Raw genomic sequence first — 16,952 nt, forward strand, 5'->3', positions numbered from 1 at the left:
AACCCTTCGCCGTCATCGGGAGCACGCGCGGCGGAACGCGATTGGGTGGCCGTCGCGGCCTTGACTGGCTCTGCCTTGGAACCGGCGGGAGCCGTACCGGATATGGAAAGGGGCAAGATTGGCCTGTATGGCTGTTGCTAATCGCCTAAGCTGCCAGCGCGGCTGCGAATTTGTCAATCGCCGTTTGCCGCGCTCGGGCGCCCGGCCGGCGCCAATCCCCAATCGCGCGCAGACCGGCGCCTCAGCCCGAAATCACAAAATCGCCGTCCATGCGGCCGGGATCGGCATCCTCGACCTGAACGCGCGCCACCGCCGCATGGCGCGGCCCCTCGTGCAGCCGCGCCAGCATCGCATCGAGGCTTTCCGCTGTTCCCGCAATCAATGCCGTGACCGAACCGTCGGCCTCGTTGCGCACCCAGCCCGACAGGCCGAGAGCCTGGGCCTCGGCCCGGGCCCAGGCGCGATAGCCAACGCCCTGTACCCGCCCCGTTATCCGCGCCACCACGGCCTTGTGCTTGTCGCTCATGGCGCCCTCTTGTGCTTCACCGCCGAAGTGTGGAGGCTGTTTGCCGCTGGCGCAAGCATGCGCGACGCGGACAGGGACAGGATCGGAGAACAGGCGTGAAAGCGGTCTGGTACGAGAAGAACGGCGCGGCGCGCGATGTGCTGGTCGTCGGCGAGATGGAGAAGCCGGAACCCGGGCAGGGCGAGGTGCTGGTGCGGCTCGCCGCGTCAGGCGTCAACCCGTCCGACGTCAAGAGCCGGGCCGGCCGGCCGCTGGTCGCCCCGCGCATCGTTCCCCATTCCGACGGCGCCGGCGTGATCGAGGCGGTCGGCGAGGGTGTGGCGCCAAGCCGGGCGGGCGAGCGCGTGTGGATCTGGAACGGACAGTGGAAACGGCCGTTCGGCACCGCGGCGGAGTTCATCGCCCTGCCTCACAATCAGGCCGTCCCCCTGCCCGACACGATCGACTTTTCCGTCGGCGCCTGCCTCGGCATTCCCGCGCTCACGGCCCTGCGCGCCATCGACCTGCATGGCGCGGTCGCCGGGCGCACGCTGCTGGTCACCGGCGCGGCCAACGCCGTCGGCCACTACGCCGTGCAGATCGCCAAACGCCGCGGCGCCCGTGTCATCGGCACCGCCTCCGCTGCCCGCCGCGATCATGCGCTCGATGCCGGCGCCGACGCGGTGATCGACTACCGCACCGAAAACGTCGCGGCGCGGGTGCAAGAGCTGACGGATGGAAGGGGCGCCGACGGCATCGTCGACATGGACCTGTCGTCGACCGCCGCCCTGCTGCCGCATGGCGTGTTGGCCGCCCACGGCAAGCTTGTCTGCTATGGCTCCAATCTCGCCGCCAAGATCCCGGTTTCGTTTCCCGCCATGCTGTGGAATAGCCTGACGCTGCAGGTGTTCGTCGTCTACGAACTGCCCGCCGACGTCAGAAGAAGGATCATCGGCGAATTGACCCGCATGCTGGCGGCCGGCGAACTGCGTCACGCGATCGGCGCAACCTTTACGCTGGAAGAAGCCGCCGCCGCGCACGAGGCGGTCGAAAGCGGCGGCACTACCGGCAATGTCGTCCTGTCGATCGGATGATCGCGCCGCTCGCTTCTATTCAGCCGCGACAGGCATGTCCGCGCTGCCGCTTTGGGCCGGCCGATTGCCGATCACCAGCCAGCCGAAAAACAGCATGTCGGCCAAGATGACGATCGACGAAACCGCCGCGACCGGCTCGCCGATCGGGCTCTCGTTCATGATCAGCGTGATGCCGCCGACCATGACCGCGGTGGCGACGATCCAGACGCCGACCTGCAACAAAGCCGCGCGGCTGCGGTCGAGCACCGGATGCAGCCGGTAGAACACGCCGATCAGGAAAAGCGACACCCAGCCAAGCAGATTGAGATGGGCGTGAGCCGGCATGGTCGTGTGGTCGTGTGTCATGGCCATATAGATGCCCCAGCCAATCCCGAAGACACCCATCAGCACGGCGGCGGGAAAACTCACGGAAGATGCGGTCATGGTTCAATCCTGTGGTTTAAAAGCGGGTCTCATCGGCGCGTGCATGGTCGGGGCGTGCCGCAGGCGGCCACCGCGTGTTGCACGGCGGCAAACCGCTCTGTACCGTTTCTCGACCATCGGCCGCACCGCTCCCTGTCTGCGCCCCATAGGTGCACGGCAAACGATAGCCCTCGGCGGCCGCGGGCTGGAAATTGAATGTTGATATGGGGTGCATCACGAATATGAATTTTGCATCCTTCGACCTCAATCTCCTGCGCGTCTTCGATGCGCTGATGCGCGAGCGCAGCGCCACCCGCGCCGGCCAGACGATCGGCCTGAGCCAGCCTGCCGTCAGCAACGCGCTCGCCCGCCTGCGCCATGCGCTCAAGGACGAGCTGTTCGTGCGCCGGGGCAACGACATGGTCCCCACCCCGTTCGCCGAAACGCTGGCCGACGCGGTGCGCGACGCGCTGGCGCAGATCGAGCAGGCGCTTGCCGGCGACGCCTGCTTCGAACCGTCGAGCGCCGAGCGGCTTTTCACGCTTTACGGCGCCGATTTCTTTTCCTCGCTGACGATGCCGCCGCTGTTTGCCCGGATCGCGGCGCACGCGCCCGGCGTTGCGCTGCGGCTTCTGGAGAGCGCGACCGGCGAAGTCGAGCGGCTGTTGCGCGACAATGCCATCGACGCGGCGCTGGAGCGGCGCATGGAGATGCCCGACTGGGTGTCGAGCCGGCCGGTGCTGCTATCGAGCTTCGTGACGGTTGCCGCGCGTGACCATCCCGAGATCGGCAGGGCGGGCATCGAACCGGGCGACGTGCTGCCGTTGGCGCTTTTTTGCCGCTTGCCGCACGCGCTGCGCTCCGTCGACGGAACGATGACGGGCATGGTGGACGACGCGCTGGCCGAAATCGGCATGAGCCGTCGCGTGATGCTGGCCCTGCCGCATTTTCACAGCGTCGCCGTCGCCGTCGCCCGCAGCGACCTGATCGCCGCCCTGCCGCGCCAGATGGCCGAGGCGGTCGCCGACCACCTGGATCTCGCGATCCACCCCCTGTCGGTCGACATCCCCGCCCAGGAACTGCGCCTTTACTGGCACAGGCGCCATGACCGGCACCCGGCCCATTGCTGGCTGCGCGAACAGATCGTGGATATCGTCGGCACGATATCGGAACAGCCGGTCTGACGCCCCCCACACCGGCCGGAACGCGGCCCGTAACCGCGTCGCGGACCCGAGCGGTGCTCAGCGAAAATCGAACGCCGAAAGCCCGGTCACCATCTCGTCGAGCCCGAGCGGGCGCGTCACCGGCGGCTCGGCGCGGGCCAGGCATCCGTTTCGCTCGCACAGCCGGCAGGCGGGCCCGACCGGAATGGCCGCGACATCGCCGGGTTTGCCCGCACTTGCCGGCGCGGCCGCCGGCAGCGCGGCCGAATAGACGATCTCCTCGCGAAAGCCGATATCGCAGCCGAGCAGCAGCGCCGTGCGGCGCGGCCGTTCGTTGAACGCGCCCTGCGGGCCTTCCAGCGTGCGCGCGATCGTCAGGAACTCCGCTCCGTCCGGCATCTCGACCGCTTCGACCAGAATGCGCCCCGGCTGCTCGAAGGCGGCGTGAACCGGCAGCTTCGGACAGCCGCCGCCGAAGCGGCTTTGCGGAAAACCCTGCGCGCCCGCCTTGCGGAAGCGATGGCCGGCATTGTCGACCTCCAGCATGAAGAACGGCACGCCGGCGGCACCCGGCCGCTGCAGCATGGTCAGCCGGTTCGCCGCCTGCTCGAAGGAAACCCCGAACCGCGATTTCAGCACGTCGATGTCGTAGCGCGCGCGCACCGCCGCCGACTGGAACGCGGCATAGGGCATCATCACCGCATGCGCGGCGTAGCGCCCGAGTTCGAAACGGGCCAGCCGCCTCGCCTCGTCGCCGGACAGTTTCAGCGCCTCGGTTTCCGCGCCGATCGCCACGCTCATGCGCATCGCGCACGCCTCCATCGCGATCTCCCGCAACTGGTCGAAGGGCGACAGGCGCTCCGAGATGAACAGGCGCTGCGAATGCCGGTCGTAGCGCCGGCGCCAGTTGGGCATGGTCGCCACCGGCAGCACGCGCACGCCGATGCCGTGCTCGCGCCTGAGCCATGCCTTCAGCGCGCCGGCCAAGTCGTCGCCGGGGTCGAGCACGGCCAGAAACGCCTCCGCCTCCTCCTCGATCCGCGCAAAATGGTTCGCCCGGCGCTCGAAGACCTCGTGAACCTCGTCGATCGGCAGCCGCGCGGCCGACAGCGCCGTCGCGTGCCCTTCGCGCGCCAGCAATTCCGACAGGTCCGAAAGCCGGCCGGCCTGTTCGCGATAGGCCCGGTAGAGCTTGACGACGGCGGCCGACACGTTCGGCGCCGCCTCGGCGATTTCCACAAGCTCCTGTTCTCCGGGCAACTCGTCCGACAACAGCGGGTCCGCGAACACCTCGCGCAACGCCGCGATCGAACCGCCGGCGCCGGCCTGCAGCTCTTCCGGTTCGACCTTGTAGACCGAGGCCAGCTTGAGGATAAGCTGCACGGTGAGCGGGCGCTGATTGCGCTCGATCAGATTGAGATAGGACGGCGAAATGCCGAGCCCGCTCGCCATCGCCGTCTGGGTCAACCCCTTGGCGTTGCGGATGCGCCGGATACGCGGCCCGGCAAAGATCTTCTGTTCCGCCATGCGATGCCTTTTGTAACGATTTTACAGATCCGACACGATCGCGTGTCACAAGCACCTTTTACAATCTTGACAATTTTACGAACCCGACCTGTCAAACGCAAGACAGATTTTCTCGATTTTCGACTGATAATTCAATGATTTTCTGGTGCGTTTTGCGCTGCAATGTAAATTAAGTCACATGCGAATGCGGCGCCGACCTCCCAAAACCGCCTTCGACGCAACGCCAATCGTCGGCAGGAGATTTGTCATGACTGATTTTTACAACCTCGTCCCGTCCGCGCCCGAAGGCCGTTATGACGGTATCGAGCGGCCCTATTCCCCCGAAGACGTCAAGAAGCTGCGCGGTTCGGCCCAGATCCGCTATTCGCTGGCCGAAATGGGGGCCAACCGGCTATGGAAGCTGATCCACGAGGACGATTTCGTCAACGCGCTCGGCGCGCTCTCCGGCAATCAGGCCATGCAGATGGTGCGCGCCGGGCTGAAGGCGATCTATCTGTCCGGATGGCAGGTCGCCGCCGACGCCAACACGGCCTCGGCCATGTATCCGGACCAGTCGCTCTACCCGGCCAATGCCGGCCCGGAACTGGCCAAGCGCATCAACAAGACCCTGCAGCGCGCCGACCAGATCGAGACGGCGGAAGGCAACGGCCTGTCGGTTGAGACCTGGTTTGCGCCGATCGTCGCCGACGCCGAGGCCGGTTTTGGCGGACCGCTCAATTCCTTCGAACTGATGAAGGCCTATATCGAGGCGGGCGCGGCCGGCGTCCACTACGAGGACCAGCTTGCCTCGGAAAAGAAATGCGGCCATCTCGGCGGCAAGGTCCTGATCCCGACCGCGGCCCATATCCGCAATCTGAACGCGGCACGCCTCGCCGCCGACGTGATGGGCGTGCCGACCCTGGTGGTCGCGCGCACCGACGCCGAAGCGGCCACGCTCTTGACCTCCGACATCGACGAGCGTGACCGGCCTTTCGTGAACTATGACGAGGGCCGCACGGTCGAGGGTTTCTACAAGGTCAAGAACGGGCTCGAACCGTGCATCGCGCGCGCCGTCGCCTACGCGCCCTATACCGATTTGATCTGGTGCGAGACCTCCAAGCCGGATCTGGATCAGGCCAGGCGCTTTGCCGAGGGCGTGCGCAAACACCACCCCGACAAGCTGCTGGCCTACAATTGCTCGCCGTCCTTCAACTGGAAGAAGAACCTGGACGACGCCACGATCGCCAAGTTCCAGCGCGAGCTGGGGGCTATGGGTTACAAGTTCCAGTTCATCACACTGGCCGGTTTCCATCAGCTCAATTTCGGCATGTTCGAGCTCGCCCGCGGCTACCGGGACCACCAGATGGCCGCCTATTCAAAGCTGCAGGAAGCCGAGTTCGCCGCGGAGGCGAATGGCTACACCGCCACCAAGCATCAGCGCGAGGTCGGCACCGGCTATTTCGACGCGGTATCGATGGCCATCACCGGCGGCCAGTCGTCGACGACGGCGATGCGGGACTCGACCGAACAGGCGCAGTTCAAGCCGGCCGCCGAATAGGCCACAACAACAAAGGCTCTTGCGGTCAGACCCGCAAAGCCGCCCGGCAAACGAGGCCAGGACACAAAGGAGAGCGCAGATGGCGCCGAGAACACGGGTTAAGGAACGCGCCGAAGAACAGGCGTCCAGCATGAACACCGACCAGCAGGCGGCGATCCGCATGGTGGCCAACGACCTCCACCGGCTGAACCAGTCGGTTATGAAAGCCGTCGAGGCCGGCGTTTCGGTGGAACTCGTCCGCTCCGCGCGTCATCACGGCGGCGCCGGCAACTGGGGCGACCTGCTGATTCCCGTGATCGTCACCCAGGGACAGGGCTGAGACCCCGGCGCGGCGCGGGCCATGCGCCGCCACACCGCACCGAGAACGACGAAGCCGCGCGCCCCGGGATGCGCGGCTTCGTCTTTTGTGTCTTTTCAGGGAAAATTACTGGAGCAGGCAAGAAAGGCCTTGCTTAACGGCTCGCTTTTTCTTTATGAAACTGACCATCGGAAATACAACCCTACATTGAATCTCCGCCATTGCCGTCGGCGGCGACGCGAATCCGCGCGGACGGCTGAAACGACGGAAGCGGCAGCATGGCATGCAGCGCGAACAAGGCCCCAGCGGTCCTGGTGATCGGCCGATCAACGATCAACGGCGTCGTGGTTTCGCGGATCGTCGAGCGCGCCGGGTTGAGGGCACGGACGGCCCTACCTGAACTGGCCGCTCACGTGCTGGAAACCGACCTGCCCTCGATCGTCATTCTCGACCTGCCTGCCGACGACCCGGCAGGCGGTGCGCTGTTCGAGCGGCTTGGCGCGCAACGCGCGACCCACGATCGCGCCTTGCCGGGCGTCATCTTGCTGTCGGCGACGACCGACCCGACCCATGGCCCGAACGGCGCGCCCGTCGTCGACATCGTCGTTGCCCGCCCGATCACCGTCGACCGGCTCCAGCCGGCGATCGAGGCGGTGCGGGCGCGCAATGGCGACTATGGCTGAACGCGCCGACAACCGCTCTTCCCTAGCGGCCTGACCGGCGTTTATAGTCGGCCCGTTCAAGGAAACATTGGTGATTGATGCCCCCCGCAAAAAAAGACGTCCGGGCAGCAGGGCGTGCGAGCAAGAAACGCCCTCCCGCATTTTTGAAGAACTTTCGCGGCGTTAGGAACTGGAAAGAGGCCGGCGCTTGGCTTGAATGGCGCGACATCGAGGATATCGAGTGCATCACGCCCGATCAGGCCGGCGTGGCGCGCGGCAAGATGATGCCGTCAAGCAAGTTCACCTCCAACACCTCGCTCGCCTTGCCGTCAGCCGTCTTCATGACCACGATTTCGGGCGGATACCCGCAGGATGGCGGGGACTTCACCTATCCTGCCGATGACGGCGACCTGAAGCTTCTGCCGGACCTGTCGACGCTCTCGGTGGTGCCATGGGAATCAGACCCAACCGCCCAGGTGATCTGCGACCTGGTGCACCAGGACGGCCGCGCGGTCGAATTCACGCCGCGCAACCTGCTCAAACGTGTGGTCGAGGCTTATGAGGCGCGGGACCTGCGTCCGGTGGTTGCGCCCGAGATCGAATTCTATCTGGTCCGCAAGAACCCCGATCCCGACTACCCGCTCACCCCTCCGGTCGGGCGATCGGGCCGGCCGATCGGCGGCGGCCAGGGTTATTCCATCGCCGGCGTCAACGAATTCGACGAGTTGATCGACGACATCTACCATTTCTCGGAGATCCAGGGCCTGGAGATCGATACGCTGATCCACGAGGAAGGCGCCGGCCAGCTCGAGATCAATTTGCGCCATGGCGATCCGGTCGAACTTGCCGATCAGGTGTTCCTGTTCAAGCGCACGATCCGCGAGGCGGCCCTCAAACACGACACCTACGCGACTTTCATGGCCAAGCCGATCCAGGGACAGCCGGGATCGGCCATGCACATCCATCAGTCGATCGTCGAGCTGTCCAGCGGCCGCAACATCTTCTCCGACGACAATGGCGAGGAAACGGACGCCTTCCGCCATTTCATCGGCGGAATGCAGCGCCACATGCCCGCCGCGCTGGTGATGATGGCGCCCTATGTCAATTCCTATCGCCGGCTGACCAAGGCCGCCTCGGCCCCCGTCAACACCGACTGGGGCTACGACAATCGTACCACCGCCTTCCGCATCCCGCGCTCCGACCCCGCGGCGCGCCGGGTGGAAAACCGCATTCCCTCCTCCGACGCCAATCCCTATCTGGCGCTCGCCGGCTCGCTTGCCTGCGGCCTGATCGGCATCGCCGAACGCATCGAGCCCGAAGCGCCGGTCGGCAAGGCCGCCAACGAGGAGGAGATCGACCTGCCGCGCGGCCTGCTCGAGGCGGTCGGCCTGCTGGAGGACGACGATGCCCTGCGGACCATGCTCGGAGCGCCCTTCGTTTCCACCTACGGCGCGATCAAGAAGGCCGAGTTCGAGACCTTCATGGAAGTGATCAGCCCGTGGGAGCGTGAATATCTGCTGCTGAACGTGTAGTCGCCGTGCGAGCCATGGCGATCAGAGGCGCAAGGACAAGATGAAGGCACGACTTCACACCAGGCCGCATCCCAAGGGCGGCCCGCCGCGCGGCGGACCCGCCCCCGCCCGCCCGAAGGCGCATCGATGAACGACCCGTCGCCCATTGCACCCGGCTCGTCCTGGTACGAGGCGACCGTCGGCGAACGGCCACGCTACGCGCCGCTTGCCGGCGATTGCCGGGCCGACGTCGCCATTGTCGGCGGCGGTTTTACCGGTCTTTCGGCGGCCGCGCACCTGGCCCGGGCCGGCGTCGACGTCGTCCTGATCGAGGCGCACCGCTTCGGCGACGGCGCCTCGGGGCGCAATGGCGGTCAGATCGGCACCGGCCAGCGCGCCTGGGCCGAGGAGCTGGAAGCCGAGCTCGGCCTGTCGCGGGCTAAGGCGCTGTTCGATCTCGCCGAGGAGGCCAAGGCGCATCTGCTCGACTTCGCGGCTAGCCACGCGATCGACATCGACTACCGGCCGGGGCAGCTCTCCGTCGCCCACAAGCAGCGCTATGTCGACGACTACCGCGCCCATGCCGACGTGATGGCGACGCGGTTCGGCTACGAGCACCTGACCTATATGGACGCCGACGAGACCGCCCGGCGGGTCGGCTCCACACGCTATTTCGGCGGCGTGCGCGATACCGGCACCGGCCATATCCACCCGCTGAAGCTCGTTGTCGGCACCGCGCGCGTTGCCAGCCGTGCCGGCGCGCGCCTGCATGAACACACACAGGCCACCGGCATCGACAGCACGGGCGGCCGGGTCACGATCACCACCGCCAACGGCACCGTCACCGCCGAGAAATGCCTGGTCGCCGTCAATGCCTATGGCGGCGGGCTCGAACCCGTCAGCGCCGCCCATGTCATGCCGATCGGCTCCTTCATCGGCGCCACGCCACCGCTTGGCGACGACAGTCCCGTCATACCGGGCGGCGAGGCGGTCGACGATTCGCGCTTCGTGGTGCGCTATTTCCGTCGCTCCGCCGACGGGCGGCTTCTGTTCGGCGGTCGCGAAGTCTATTCGACCGACGATCCCAACGACATCGGTGCGCAGATCCGCCGCCAGATCGCCGAGGTCTACCCCGCCCTGCGCGATGTCGAGATCACCCATGCCTGGGGCGGATTTGTCGGCATCACCATGCCGCGCAAACCGTTCGTGCGCGAGGTGATGGCGAACGTGATCGCGGCGGGCGGTTATTCGGGCCACGGAGTGATGCTGTCCAATTTCACCGGCAAGCTCTATGCCGAAACGGTCGCCGGCAACCGCGACCGGCTGCGATTGCTCGAGGAGTTGAAGGTTCCGCCGTTTCCCGGTGGCCGGCGTCTGCGCGCGCCGCTCTTGTTCCTGGCGCTGAACTGGTACGCGCTGCGCGACCGCATCTGAAAAAATGCGGACCCGACGACGTAACGGCAACGACCGGCCTTGATCCTGGTCAATGCCGGTTGCCGCCCTCACCGTCATAAGCGAAACTGGAGAGAGATCGGCGCTGCGGGCGATGTCCGCCGGACGAGGCGCTGTTTTCGGGAGGAAACGATGGTCGGTCCGAACGATGGCGCGAAGCCGGCGATGCCGGAGGTCGCGGCAATCACCGGCGCGGATATTCGCGCGGCGTTGATGCAGGGTCTGAACGATTTCGCGCGCGCGCCGCTGTTCGGGCTCTTCTTCGGCGGCGTATTCGCCCTCGGCGGCATGGTCATCGTGCTCGGTCTGACGATCTGGCGGGTGCCGTGGATGATCTATCCCTTCGCCATCGGCTTTCCGCTGATCGGTCCCTTCGCCGCCGTCGGTCTTTACGAGGTCAGCCGCCGGCTCGAGGCCGGCCAGCCGCTCGACTGGAAGGCGGTCCTGGCCGTGGTCTGGCATCAGCGCACGCGCGAATTGTCGTGGATGGCGTTCGTGATGCTGTTCGTGTTCTGGATCTGGATGTATCAGATCCGCCTGCTGGTTGCGTTGGTCCTGGGGCGGATGTCCTTCGCCACGCTGGAACGGTTCCTCGACGTGGTCTTCACCACGCCGCAAGGCTGGACCTTCCTGGCGGTCGGTCATGTCGTCGGCGCGATATTGGCGCTGGTGCTGTTTTCGATCACCGTCATCTCGATCCCGCTGCTGCTGGAGCGCGAGATCGATTTCGTCACCGCCATGATCACCAGCGTCAAGACGGTGCTGGCGAGCCCGTTTGCGATGATCGGCTGGGGCGTCACCGTGACCGTACTGGTGCTCTTGTCCTGCGTGCCGTTCTTTCTCGGCCTGTTTGTCACGCTGCCCGTGCTCGGCCACGCCACCTGGCATCTCTATCGCCGCGCGGTGGTTGCCTGAGGCAAGCCGGCCGGCCGGCATGTCTGTCGCACGCCGGTTCCGGAGCCGTTTGGCTTATGCGAGCCCGCGCGACAGCGCCAGCAGCCGGGCGCTGATCCAGATCAGATAGGCCAGCATCAACAGCGAGATCAGAAACTCGCGCACCTCCGACAATTCGTGCCCTTCGCTCATCTGCCCGCCAAATGCCAGGAAGACGGCCTGCGAGGCAACCATCAGCGCCGCCCACAGACCCGCAAAGGCGCGCTCGCCGAGCGAGCCTCGGCTGCGGTCAAGAGCGCAGTCGACAAGCAGGATCACGCCGAGCGCGAAGGCGACCTGCATCGGCACCACGTTCCAATATTCGTAGAACAGGCCGGAGATCGGCGCCGCCACCAGGACGAATCCGGCCGGCGGGACAAAAAAGGCGAAAGGTTTCAGCCACCGTCCCGGCAGCTTCGGCCACGCATAAGGCAGGACGAAAAACAGCAATAGCGCCGACAGATAATAGGCCGTTTCGAAGCGATATGTGTAGAAATTGTGGAAATTCGTCTCGTTTTGGATGTTTCCGGCGAAGGTTTCGGGGGTTTGCCAGCCGATCAGATGCTGCCCCCAGGACATTTCCTCGCCGAGGATCAGAAACGCCACCAGCGCCATGCCGACGAACGCCAGCGGGGCGGGAATGATGCCGATCCGCGCCGCGGCCACCGTGCGCGAACGCACCGCCGCAAACACCGCAAGCCCGATCGCGCCCGCCAGGAACAGTTCGGAAATCAACTGCACCACGGCCCCGTCCGTCACCAGCGGATACAGCCTCTCCGGGATAAGCACGACGCCGGCCATCGCCGCCGCCATGGTCAAAAGGCTCACCCATGCAAACAGCTTTCCAAGCCGCGCGCTGGTACAATCAGCCAGGAAGGGGCGCGTCTGGTTCCGGGCCGGTCTGAGCGCCAGATAGATCAAGAAGGCGGCGATCGCCGAGCCGCCAAAGCGCAGCCAGCCGACGGCCGAGAAATCGGGCGGGAATTTTTCCAAAAACCGATAGCCCTGCCCCAGCGTGCCGAGGCGGATCACCATGACCACGGCGGCCAGGCCAATGAGAAGCCCGGTCGCACGCATGAAATGCGGCTGCCGAATTATCGCGATCATGACCGTCCCCCTTTACGCCGACTATTCAAGCGATTGCCGACATATCTAATACAAGCGCCGCCCCTGGCGGGAAAATTGTTAAGATATCGTTAACCGACAAGCCGCCGCGATGAAGGCCGCCGGCCTCCACTTCGTCATGGATGCGACCTTGCCGCTGCCCGCATAAGCCAATAACGTGGCGTGCCGCCATGGAGGAAGGCCGGCCAAAGCATGGCATCCGAGAAGACCACCTCATGTCGGAAACGCAGCTTCGGTTCTCCGTCTTTCTAGCGGCGGTTTTTGCGCTTTATTTCGCCGCCGCCATGCTGGTGCCGGCGGCCGTTGACTTTTTTCTCGGCAACCCGGACTGGCGTGTCTTCGTCTCCTCGGCTGTGCTTGTCGGCGCACCGGCCGCCGCCTGTGCGCTGGCAACGCGTGCAAGCCCCCCGCGCGTCAACGCCCGCTTCGCCTTCCTTCTGGTCAATCTTTTGTGGGTCACTTCGGCGGTCGTCGGCGCCATCCCCTTCATGCTCGCATCGATCCGTCTCGGATTGACCGACGCCGTGTTTGAAGCCGTATCGGCTCTGACGACAACGGGATCGACCGTCATTTCGGGCCTCGACGCGCTGCCGCCGGGGCTGCTTTTGTGGCGCTCGCTGCTGCAATGGATGGGCGGGCTCGGCGTGGTCGCTCTGGGCCTGTTCGTGCTGCCGCTGCTGCGCATCGGCGGCATCTCCTTCTTCCGCATCGAATCCTCCGATACCGCGGACCGGCCCTTCGCGCGGTTTTCCACCTTCACCGTGGCGCTTGTCGGCATCTACAGCGTGCTCACGCTGTTATGCGCGCTGTCCTACGCCGCGGCCGGCATGACCGGCTTCGACGCCGTCAACCATGCCATGACGACGCTGGCGACTGGCGGATTTTCAACCCATGACGCCTCGCTCGGCTATTATGGCGAAAACGGCGCAGTGATCTGGGTGGGAACCGTCTTCATGTTCGTGGCCGGCCTGCCGTTCTCGATCCTGATGCTGCTCGTCCTGCGCGGACGCCTGGAGGCGCTGGGCGACCGGCAGATCCTCGTCTATGTCGGTTTTTGCGTGATCTTCACCCTGTCGGTGGCGGTCTATCTTCGGGTTCAGTCCGACTACACGCCGGTCGAGGCGCTGACCCATTCGGCCTTTAATTTCGTCTCGCTGATCACCACCACCGGCTTTGCCAGCGCCGACTATTCGCTATGGGGCGCCTTTCCGGTCGCCTGTGCGTTCCTGGCCACGATCCTTGGCGGCTGTTCCGGCTCCACCGCCGGCGGTATCAAGGCCTATCGCTTCCTGATCCTGTTCGAGACGATGCGATCCGGCCTCAGGCAACTCGTCTATCCAAGCAGCGTCGCGACCGTTCGCTACGGCGACCGGCGCGTCGATACAGACATGCAAGATACCGCCGTTTTGTTCATCTGCGCCTTCGTGGTCATCTGGGCGCTCACGCTTGTCCTGCTCGCCGCAACCGGACTCGATTTCATGACCGCCGCCACCGGCGCCCTCACCGCCCTGACCAATGTCGGGCCGGGACTGGGAGATATCGTCGGCCCCGCCGGCAATTTTTCAACGCTTCCCAGCGCGGCGAAATGGGTTCTCGACGGCGCCATGATCCTCGGCCGGCTTGAAATACTCGCCGTGCTGGTGCTGCTTTCGCCGGCATTCTGGTCGTAGCAGCACTTGCCGGCATCCTCGCCGGTCGGCGGCCCCTATAGCCGTCTGACGATCACGCTGCCGGCCGAATAGCCGGCACCGAAGGAGCAGATCACGCCAAGGCTTCCCGACGGCAGGTCGTCGGAATATTTCGAAAACGCGATGATTGACCCGGCCGAGGAGGTGTTGGCGTAGTCCTGTAGCACATTGGGTTGCTCGGCCCGGCTCGGCACCCGCCCGAGCACTTTTTCGCCGATCAGATCGTTCATGTTCTTGTTGGCTTGATGCAGCCAAAGCCGCGCCAATTCGGACGGATCGACGCCCTCGTCGCCAAGATGCGCGCGCATCAGGTCGACCACGACCGGCACAACCTGCTTGAAGACCTTCCGGCCCTCCTGGCAGAACTGCATATCGCGCCGGTCGTCCATGTGGCCGGGTCGGGTCCGGCGCAGGAAGCCGTTATTGTTGCGGATAGTGTTGGAATAGAGCGTCAGGCACCGCGTCGACAGCACCTCCCAGGCATTGTCCGCGGCCAGGTCTTCGGCCCGTTCCACGACCACCGCCGTGCACACGTCGCCAAAGATGAAATGGCAGTCCCGGTCGCGCCACTCGTGATGACCGGAGGTGATTTCGGGGTTGACCATCAGGATCGCCCGTGCCGAGCCGCAGCGGATCATGTCTGCGGCGGCCTGGATGCCGAACGTCGCCGAGGAACAGGCGACATTCATGTCGAAGGCGAAACCGTCGATGCCCAGCGCCTGCTGGATCTCGATCGCCACCGCCGGGTAGGCGCGCTCGTGGTTTGACGCCGCGCAGATCACCGCATCGATGTCGGCGGCGGTGCGGCCCGCGCGTTCGAGCGCCTTTTTTGCGGCATCGACGGCGATCTCCGCCATCATCGACAACTCGTCATCGGCCCGTTCGGGAAAGACCGGATGCATGATCTGCGGATCGAGCACACCGGACTTTTCGATCACATAGCGGCGCTCGATGCCCGACGCCTTGAGGATGAACGCCTCGCTCGACATCGGCTTGGCCTCCGCCTCGCCGGCCTCGATCGCCGTGCCGTTCGCCTCGTTCCAGCGTGAGGCGTAGTCGTTGTAGGAGGCGACGAGTTCGGCATTGGTGATGACCTGATCCGGCGTGAAGATGCCGGTGCCGCTGATGGCGACCTTGTGCATGATTTTCCCGACCCCACGTTTTTTTCGAGGATCGGGCCGGGTTCGCCTGCGGTCAAGCCAAAAGGCGCCCCGACCCGTGCCTAAAGCGGCCAGAAGAACAGGATCGCGGGGACGCTCACCACGATGATCAGGATTTCCAGCGGCAGGCCCATGCGCCAGTAGTCGCCGAAATGATAGCCGCCCGGTCCCATGATGATGGTGTTGTTCTTGTGGCCGATCGGCGTCAGGAAGGCGCACGAGGCCGCGACCGCCACCCCCATCAGAAACGGGTCGGGCGACACGCCGATCGAACTGGCAATGCCGACGGCAATCGGCGCTGCGATCAGCGCGGTGGCGACGTTGTTGAGGAAGTCGGACAGGGTCATGGTGACGACCATCAGCACGGCCAGAATGCCCCAGGCCGGCAGGAACGAGGTCTGCGCGACGATCGCGTTGGCGATCAGTTCGGTGCCGCCCAATTCCTCCAGCGCCAGCCCGAGCGGGATCAGCGAACCGAGCAGCACGATGACCGGCCACTCGACCAATTCGTAGACCTCGCGCGCGGTGACGATGTTGAATAGCGCATAAAGCGCCACGGCGGCCGCGAGCGCGATCGGCAGGCTGATCAGCCCGATCACCGACGCGGCGATCGCGGCTGCGAAGATCCCGATTGCCAGCAGCGCCTTGCTGCGCTGGATCACCGCATGGCTGCGGTCTGCCAGCGCCATCGCTCCCATCCACTCGACCGCGTCGGCGACGCGGTTTTCCGGTCCGAGCAACAGCACGACATCGCCGGCCTGGATGGTGAGATTGCGCACGCGTTCGCGGAAACGTGTGCCCTGACGCGACACGCCGATCAGGGTCACGCCGCGCCTGGCCAGAAGCCGCATGTCGAGTGCGGTACGGCCGACGGCGCGCGCGCCGAGCGGCACGATCGCCTCCGTCAGCGTCATCGAACGGCCGATCAGCCCTTCTTCCTTGGGTTTGACCGTGATGTCGAGCTTGGCCGCGCCGGTAAAAGCCTCGATCGATTTCGGGATACCCTCGACCACCAGTCGGTCGCTCTTGCGGATCTCCTCGCCCATGGCAAAGCCTGGCAGGCGCTTTCCCCGGCGCACGAGACCGAGAATGGCGACATCGAGCTCGTCGGCCTTTTCGACCAGGTCGCGCGGCGTTTGCCCGACCCATTCGGACCCCTCGGGAAATCCGGCCTCGGCGACGAACAGTCCGCTTTCCGTTTCGCCCGCCTTTTGCGGCGCGATGCGCTGCGGGATCAGCCGCCAGCCGATGCCGGCCACGAAGGCGATGCCGGCAATGGCGCACACCAGGCCGACGGGCGAAAAGTCGAACATCGAAAACGGCTCGCCCAGCGCCCTGTCGCGATACTGCGCGATCACGATATTGGGCGGCGTGCCGATCATCGTGACCATGCCACCGAGAATCGTGGCGAAAGACAACGGCATCAGCGACAGCGACACCGAGCGGCCCGCCTTCCTCGCCGTTTCCATGTCGAGCGTCATCAGGATTACGAGCGCCGCGACATTGTTGATGATCGCCGACAGCGCGGCGCCGGCCACCGACATCACGCCGATATGGCTGGAGAGCGAACGCCCGGCATCGACGACATATTGCGCGATCAGCTCGACCGCGCCGGAGTTCATCAACGCGCGCGAGGCGATCAGCACCAGGGCGATGATGATGACGGCTTCATGGCCGAAACCGGCAAAGGCATGCTCGGCCGGGATGGCGCCGCCGGCAACGCCGATGATCAGCGCCGCGAAGGCGACCAGATCGTAGCGGATGCGACCCCACACCAGAAATGCGAACACCCCGCCCAGCAGGCCGAAGATGAAGATCTGTTGCCCGGTCATGAAATCGCTGTGCTCCTGCCGCTGGGGCCTTGCTTGAACGTATTGGGAGGCGTCCGGTTCCGC

Annotated in this window: 15 protein-coding genes; 9 read left to right on the forward strand and 6 right to left on the reverse strand. The window is 65.4% G+C overall.

All coding sequences use genetic code 11. The annotated features are described in order from the left end of the window. Positions 1 to 241: 241 nt before the first annotated feature. A complete protein-coding gene (locus ACT2B0_RS13905; RefSeq protein ID WP_348513343.1) occupies positions 242 to 526 on the reverse strand; it encodes an acylphosphatase in 285 nt (94 codons plus the stop codon). A 95-nt stretch (positions 527 to 621) separates the two neighbouring features. Here ACT2B0_RS13905 and ACT2B0_RS13910 point away from each other — a divergent pair, with 95 nt between their 5' ends. After that, positions 622 to 1,599 (forward strand): NADPH:quinone reductase, encoded by a 978-nt coding sequence (locus ACT2B0_RS13910; RefSeq protein WP_473458424.1) that lies wholly within the window; start codon positions 622 to 624, stop codon positions 1,597 to 1,599. A 15-nt stretch (positions 1,600 to 1,614) separates the two neighbouring features. Here the strand turns inward: ACT2B0_RS13910 and ACT2B0_RS13915 are convergent, their stop codons facing one another. Then, the gene (locus ACT2B0_RS13915) at positions 1,615 to 2,022 is read right to left on the reverse strand and encodes a hypothetical protein (protein WP_473458426.1); all 408 of its coding nucleotides are present in this window, start codon (positions 2,020 to 2,022) and stop codon (positions 1,615 to 1,617) included. A gap of 221 nt (positions 2,023 to 2,243) precedes the next feature. Between ACT2B0_RS13915 and ACT2B0_RS13920 the strand changes: the two genes are divergently transcribed. After that, positions 2,244 to 3,185, forward strand: coding sequence for a LysR family transcriptional regulator (locus tag ACT2B0_RS13920; RefSeq protein ID WP_348513340.1), 942 nt, complete (start codon positions 2,244 to 2,246; stop codon positions 3,183 to 3,185). Between the two features lie 57 nt (positions 3,186 to 3,242). Here ACT2B0_RS13920 and ACT2B0_RS13925 read toward each other — a convergent pair whose 3' ends face one another. After that, positions 3,243 to 4,691 (reverse strand): helix-turn-helix domain-containing protein, encoded by a 1,449-nt coding sequence (locus ACT2B0_RS13925; RefSeq protein ID WP_473458428.1) that lies wholly within the window; start codon positions 4,689 to 4,691, stop codon positions 3,243 to 3,245. Positions 4,692 to 4,938: 247 nt separating this feature from the next. On the opposite strand from ACT2B0_RS13925, the gene aceA reads away from it, so the two are divergent. The 6 genes from aceA to ACT2B0_RS13955 all read left to right on the forward strand — a co-directional run bounded on the left by aceA (position 4,939) and on the right by ACT2B0_RS13955 (position 11,066). Then, positions 4,939 to 6,228: an isocitrate lyase gene (aceA, locus tag ACT2B0_RS13930; RefSeq protein ID WP_473458430.1), complete on the forward strand. Its 1,290-nt coding sequence runs from the start codon at positions 4,939 to 4,941 to the stop codon at positions 6,226 to 6,228. Between the two features lie 79 nt (positions 6,229 to 6,307). Beyond that, positions 6,308 to 6,547, forward strand: a complete 240-nt coding sequence (locus tag ACT2B0_RS13935; RefSeq protein ID WP_106570745.1) for an SMc00767 family acetate metabolism repressor — start codon at positions 6,308 to 6,310, stop codon at positions 6,545 to 6,547. A gap of 257 nt (positions 6,548 to 6,804) precedes the next feature. Continuing rightward, positions 6,805 to 7,209 carry a response regulator gene (locus ACT2B0_RS13940; protein ID WP_473458432.1) on the forward strand — a complete coding sequence of 135 codons (405 nt, stop codon included), beginning with the start codon at positions 6,805 to 6,807 and terminating at the stop codon, positions 7,207 to 7,209. 77 nt (positions 7,210 to 7,286) lie between these two features. Further along, complete coding sequence (locus tag ACT2B0_RS13945; RefSeq protein ID WP_473458434.1) at positions 7,287 to 8,720, forward strand: glutamine synthetase family protein; 1,434 nt, start codon at positions 7,287 to 7,289, stop codon at positions 8,718 to 8,720. A 126-nt stretch (positions 8,721 to 8,846) separates the two neighbouring features. After that, on the forward strand, positions 8,847 to 10,133 hold the full coding sequence (locus ACT2B0_RS13950) for an NAD(P)/FAD-dependent oxidoreductase (RefSeq protein WP_473458436.1): 1,287 nt from the start codon (positions 8,847 to 8,849) through the stop codon (positions 10,131 to 10,133). Positions 10,134 to 10,283: 150 nt separating this feature from the next. Further along, on the forward strand, positions 10,284 to 11,066 hold the full coding sequence (locus ACT2B0_RS13955; RefSeq protein WP_473458438.1) for a DUF2189 domain-containing protein: 783 nt from the start codon (positions 10,284 to 10,286) through the stop codon (positions 11,064 to 11,066). Between the two features lie 54 nt (positions 11,067 to 11,120). On the opposite strand, the gene ACT2B0_RS13960 is transcribed toward ACT2B0_RS13955, so the two are convergent. After that, on the reverse strand, positions 11,121 to 12,191 hold the full coding sequence (locus tag ACT2B0_RS13960; RefSeq protein ID WP_473458440.1) for a hypothetical protein: 1,071 nt from the start codon (positions 12,189 to 12,191) through the stop codon (positions 11,121 to 11,123). Positions 12,192 to 12,424: 233 nt separating this feature from the next. Between ACT2B0_RS13960 and ACT2B0_RS13965 the strand changes: the two genes are divergently transcribed. Further along, positions 12,425 to 13,879, forward strand: a complete 1,455-nt coding sequence (locus ACT2B0_RS13965; protein WP_473458442.1) for a TrkH family potassium uptake protein — start codon at positions 12,425 to 12,427, stop codon at positions 13,877 to 13,879. A 35-nt stretch (positions 13,880 to 13,914) separates the two neighbouring features. Here ACT2B0_RS13965 and ACT2B0_RS13970 read toward each other — a convergent pair whose 3' ends face one another. Continuing rightward, positions 13,915 to 15,039, reverse strand: coding sequence for a beta-ketoacyl-ACP synthase III (locus tag ACT2B0_RS13970; RefSeq protein WP_473458444.1), 1,125 nt, complete (start codon positions 15,037 to 15,039; stop codon positions 13,915 to 13,917). A gap of 80 nt (positions 15,040 to 15,119) precedes the next feature. Further along, positions 15,120 to 16,889: an SLC13 family permease gene (locus tag ACT2B0_RS13975; RefSeq protein WP_481658402.1), complete on the reverse strand. Its 1,770-nt coding sequence runs from the start codon at positions 16,887 to 16,889 to the stop codon at positions 15,120 to 15,122. Between the last annotated feature and the right edge of the window lie 63 nt (positions 16,890 to 16,952).

It is taken from the genome of Nitratireductor sp. J20-h4 (assembly GCF_056780505.1).

Bases quoted from the DNA above. Each gene is read 5' to 3' on its own strand.
- ACT2B0_RS13905 (WP_348513343.1), bottom strand. From the start codon at position 526: ATGAGCGACAAGCACAAGGCCGTGGTGGCGCGGATAACGGGGCGGGTA.
- ACT2B0_RS13915 (WP_473458426.1), bottom strand. From the start codon at position 2,022: ATGACCGCATCTTCCGTGAGTTTTCCCGCCGCCGTGCTGATGGGTGTC.
- ACT2B0_RS13920 (WP_348513340.1), top strand. From the start codon at position 2,244: ATGAATTTTGCATCCTTCGACCTCAATCTCCTGCGCGTCTTCGATGCG.
- ACT2B0_RS13925 (WP_473458428.1), bottom strand. From the start codon at position 4,691: ATGGCGGAACAGAAGATCTTTGCCGGGCCGCGTATCCGGCGCATCCGC.
- aceA (WP_473458430.1), top strand. From the start codon at position 4,939: ATGACTGATTTTTACAACCTCGTCCCGTCCGCGCCCGAAGGCCGTTAT.
- ACT2B0_RS13935 (WP_106570745.1), top strand. From the start codon at position 6,308: ATGGCGCCGAGAACACGGGTTAAGGAACGCGCCGAAGAACAGGCGTCC.
- ACT2B0_RS13940 (WP_473458432.1), top strand. From the start codon at position 6,805: ATGGCATGCAGCGCGAACAAGGCCCCAGCGGTCCTGGTGATCGGCCGA.
- ACT2B0_RS13945 (WP_473458434.1), top strand. From the start codon at position 7,287: ATGCCCCCCGCAAAAAAAGACGTCCGGGCAGCAGGGCGTGCGAGCAAG.
- ACT2B0_RS13950 (WP_473458436.1), top strand. From the start codon at position 8,847: ATGAACGACCCGTCGCCCATTGCACCCGGCTCGTCCTGGTACGAGGCG.
- ACT2B0_RS13955 (WP_473458438.1), top strand. From the start codon at position 10,284: ATGGTCGGTCCGAACGATGGCGCGAAGCCGGCGATGCCGGAGGTCGCG.
- ACT2B0_RS13960 (WP_473458440.1), bottom strand. From the start codon at position 12,191: ATGATCGCGATAATTCGGCAGCCGCATTTCATGCGTGCGACCGGGCTT.
- ACT2B0_RS13965 (WP_473458442.1), top strand. From the start codon at position 12,425: ATGTCGGAAACGCAGCTTCGGTTCTCCGTCTTTCTAGCGGCGGTTTTT.
- ACT2B0_RS13970 (WP_473458444.1), bottom strand. From the start codon at position 15,039: ATGCACAAGGTCGCCATCAGCGGCACCGGCATCTTCACGCCGGATCAG.
- ACT2B0_RS13975 (WP_481658402.1), bottom strand. From the start codon at position 16,889: ATGACCGGGCAACAGATCTTCATCTTCGGCCTGCTGGGCGGGGTGTTC.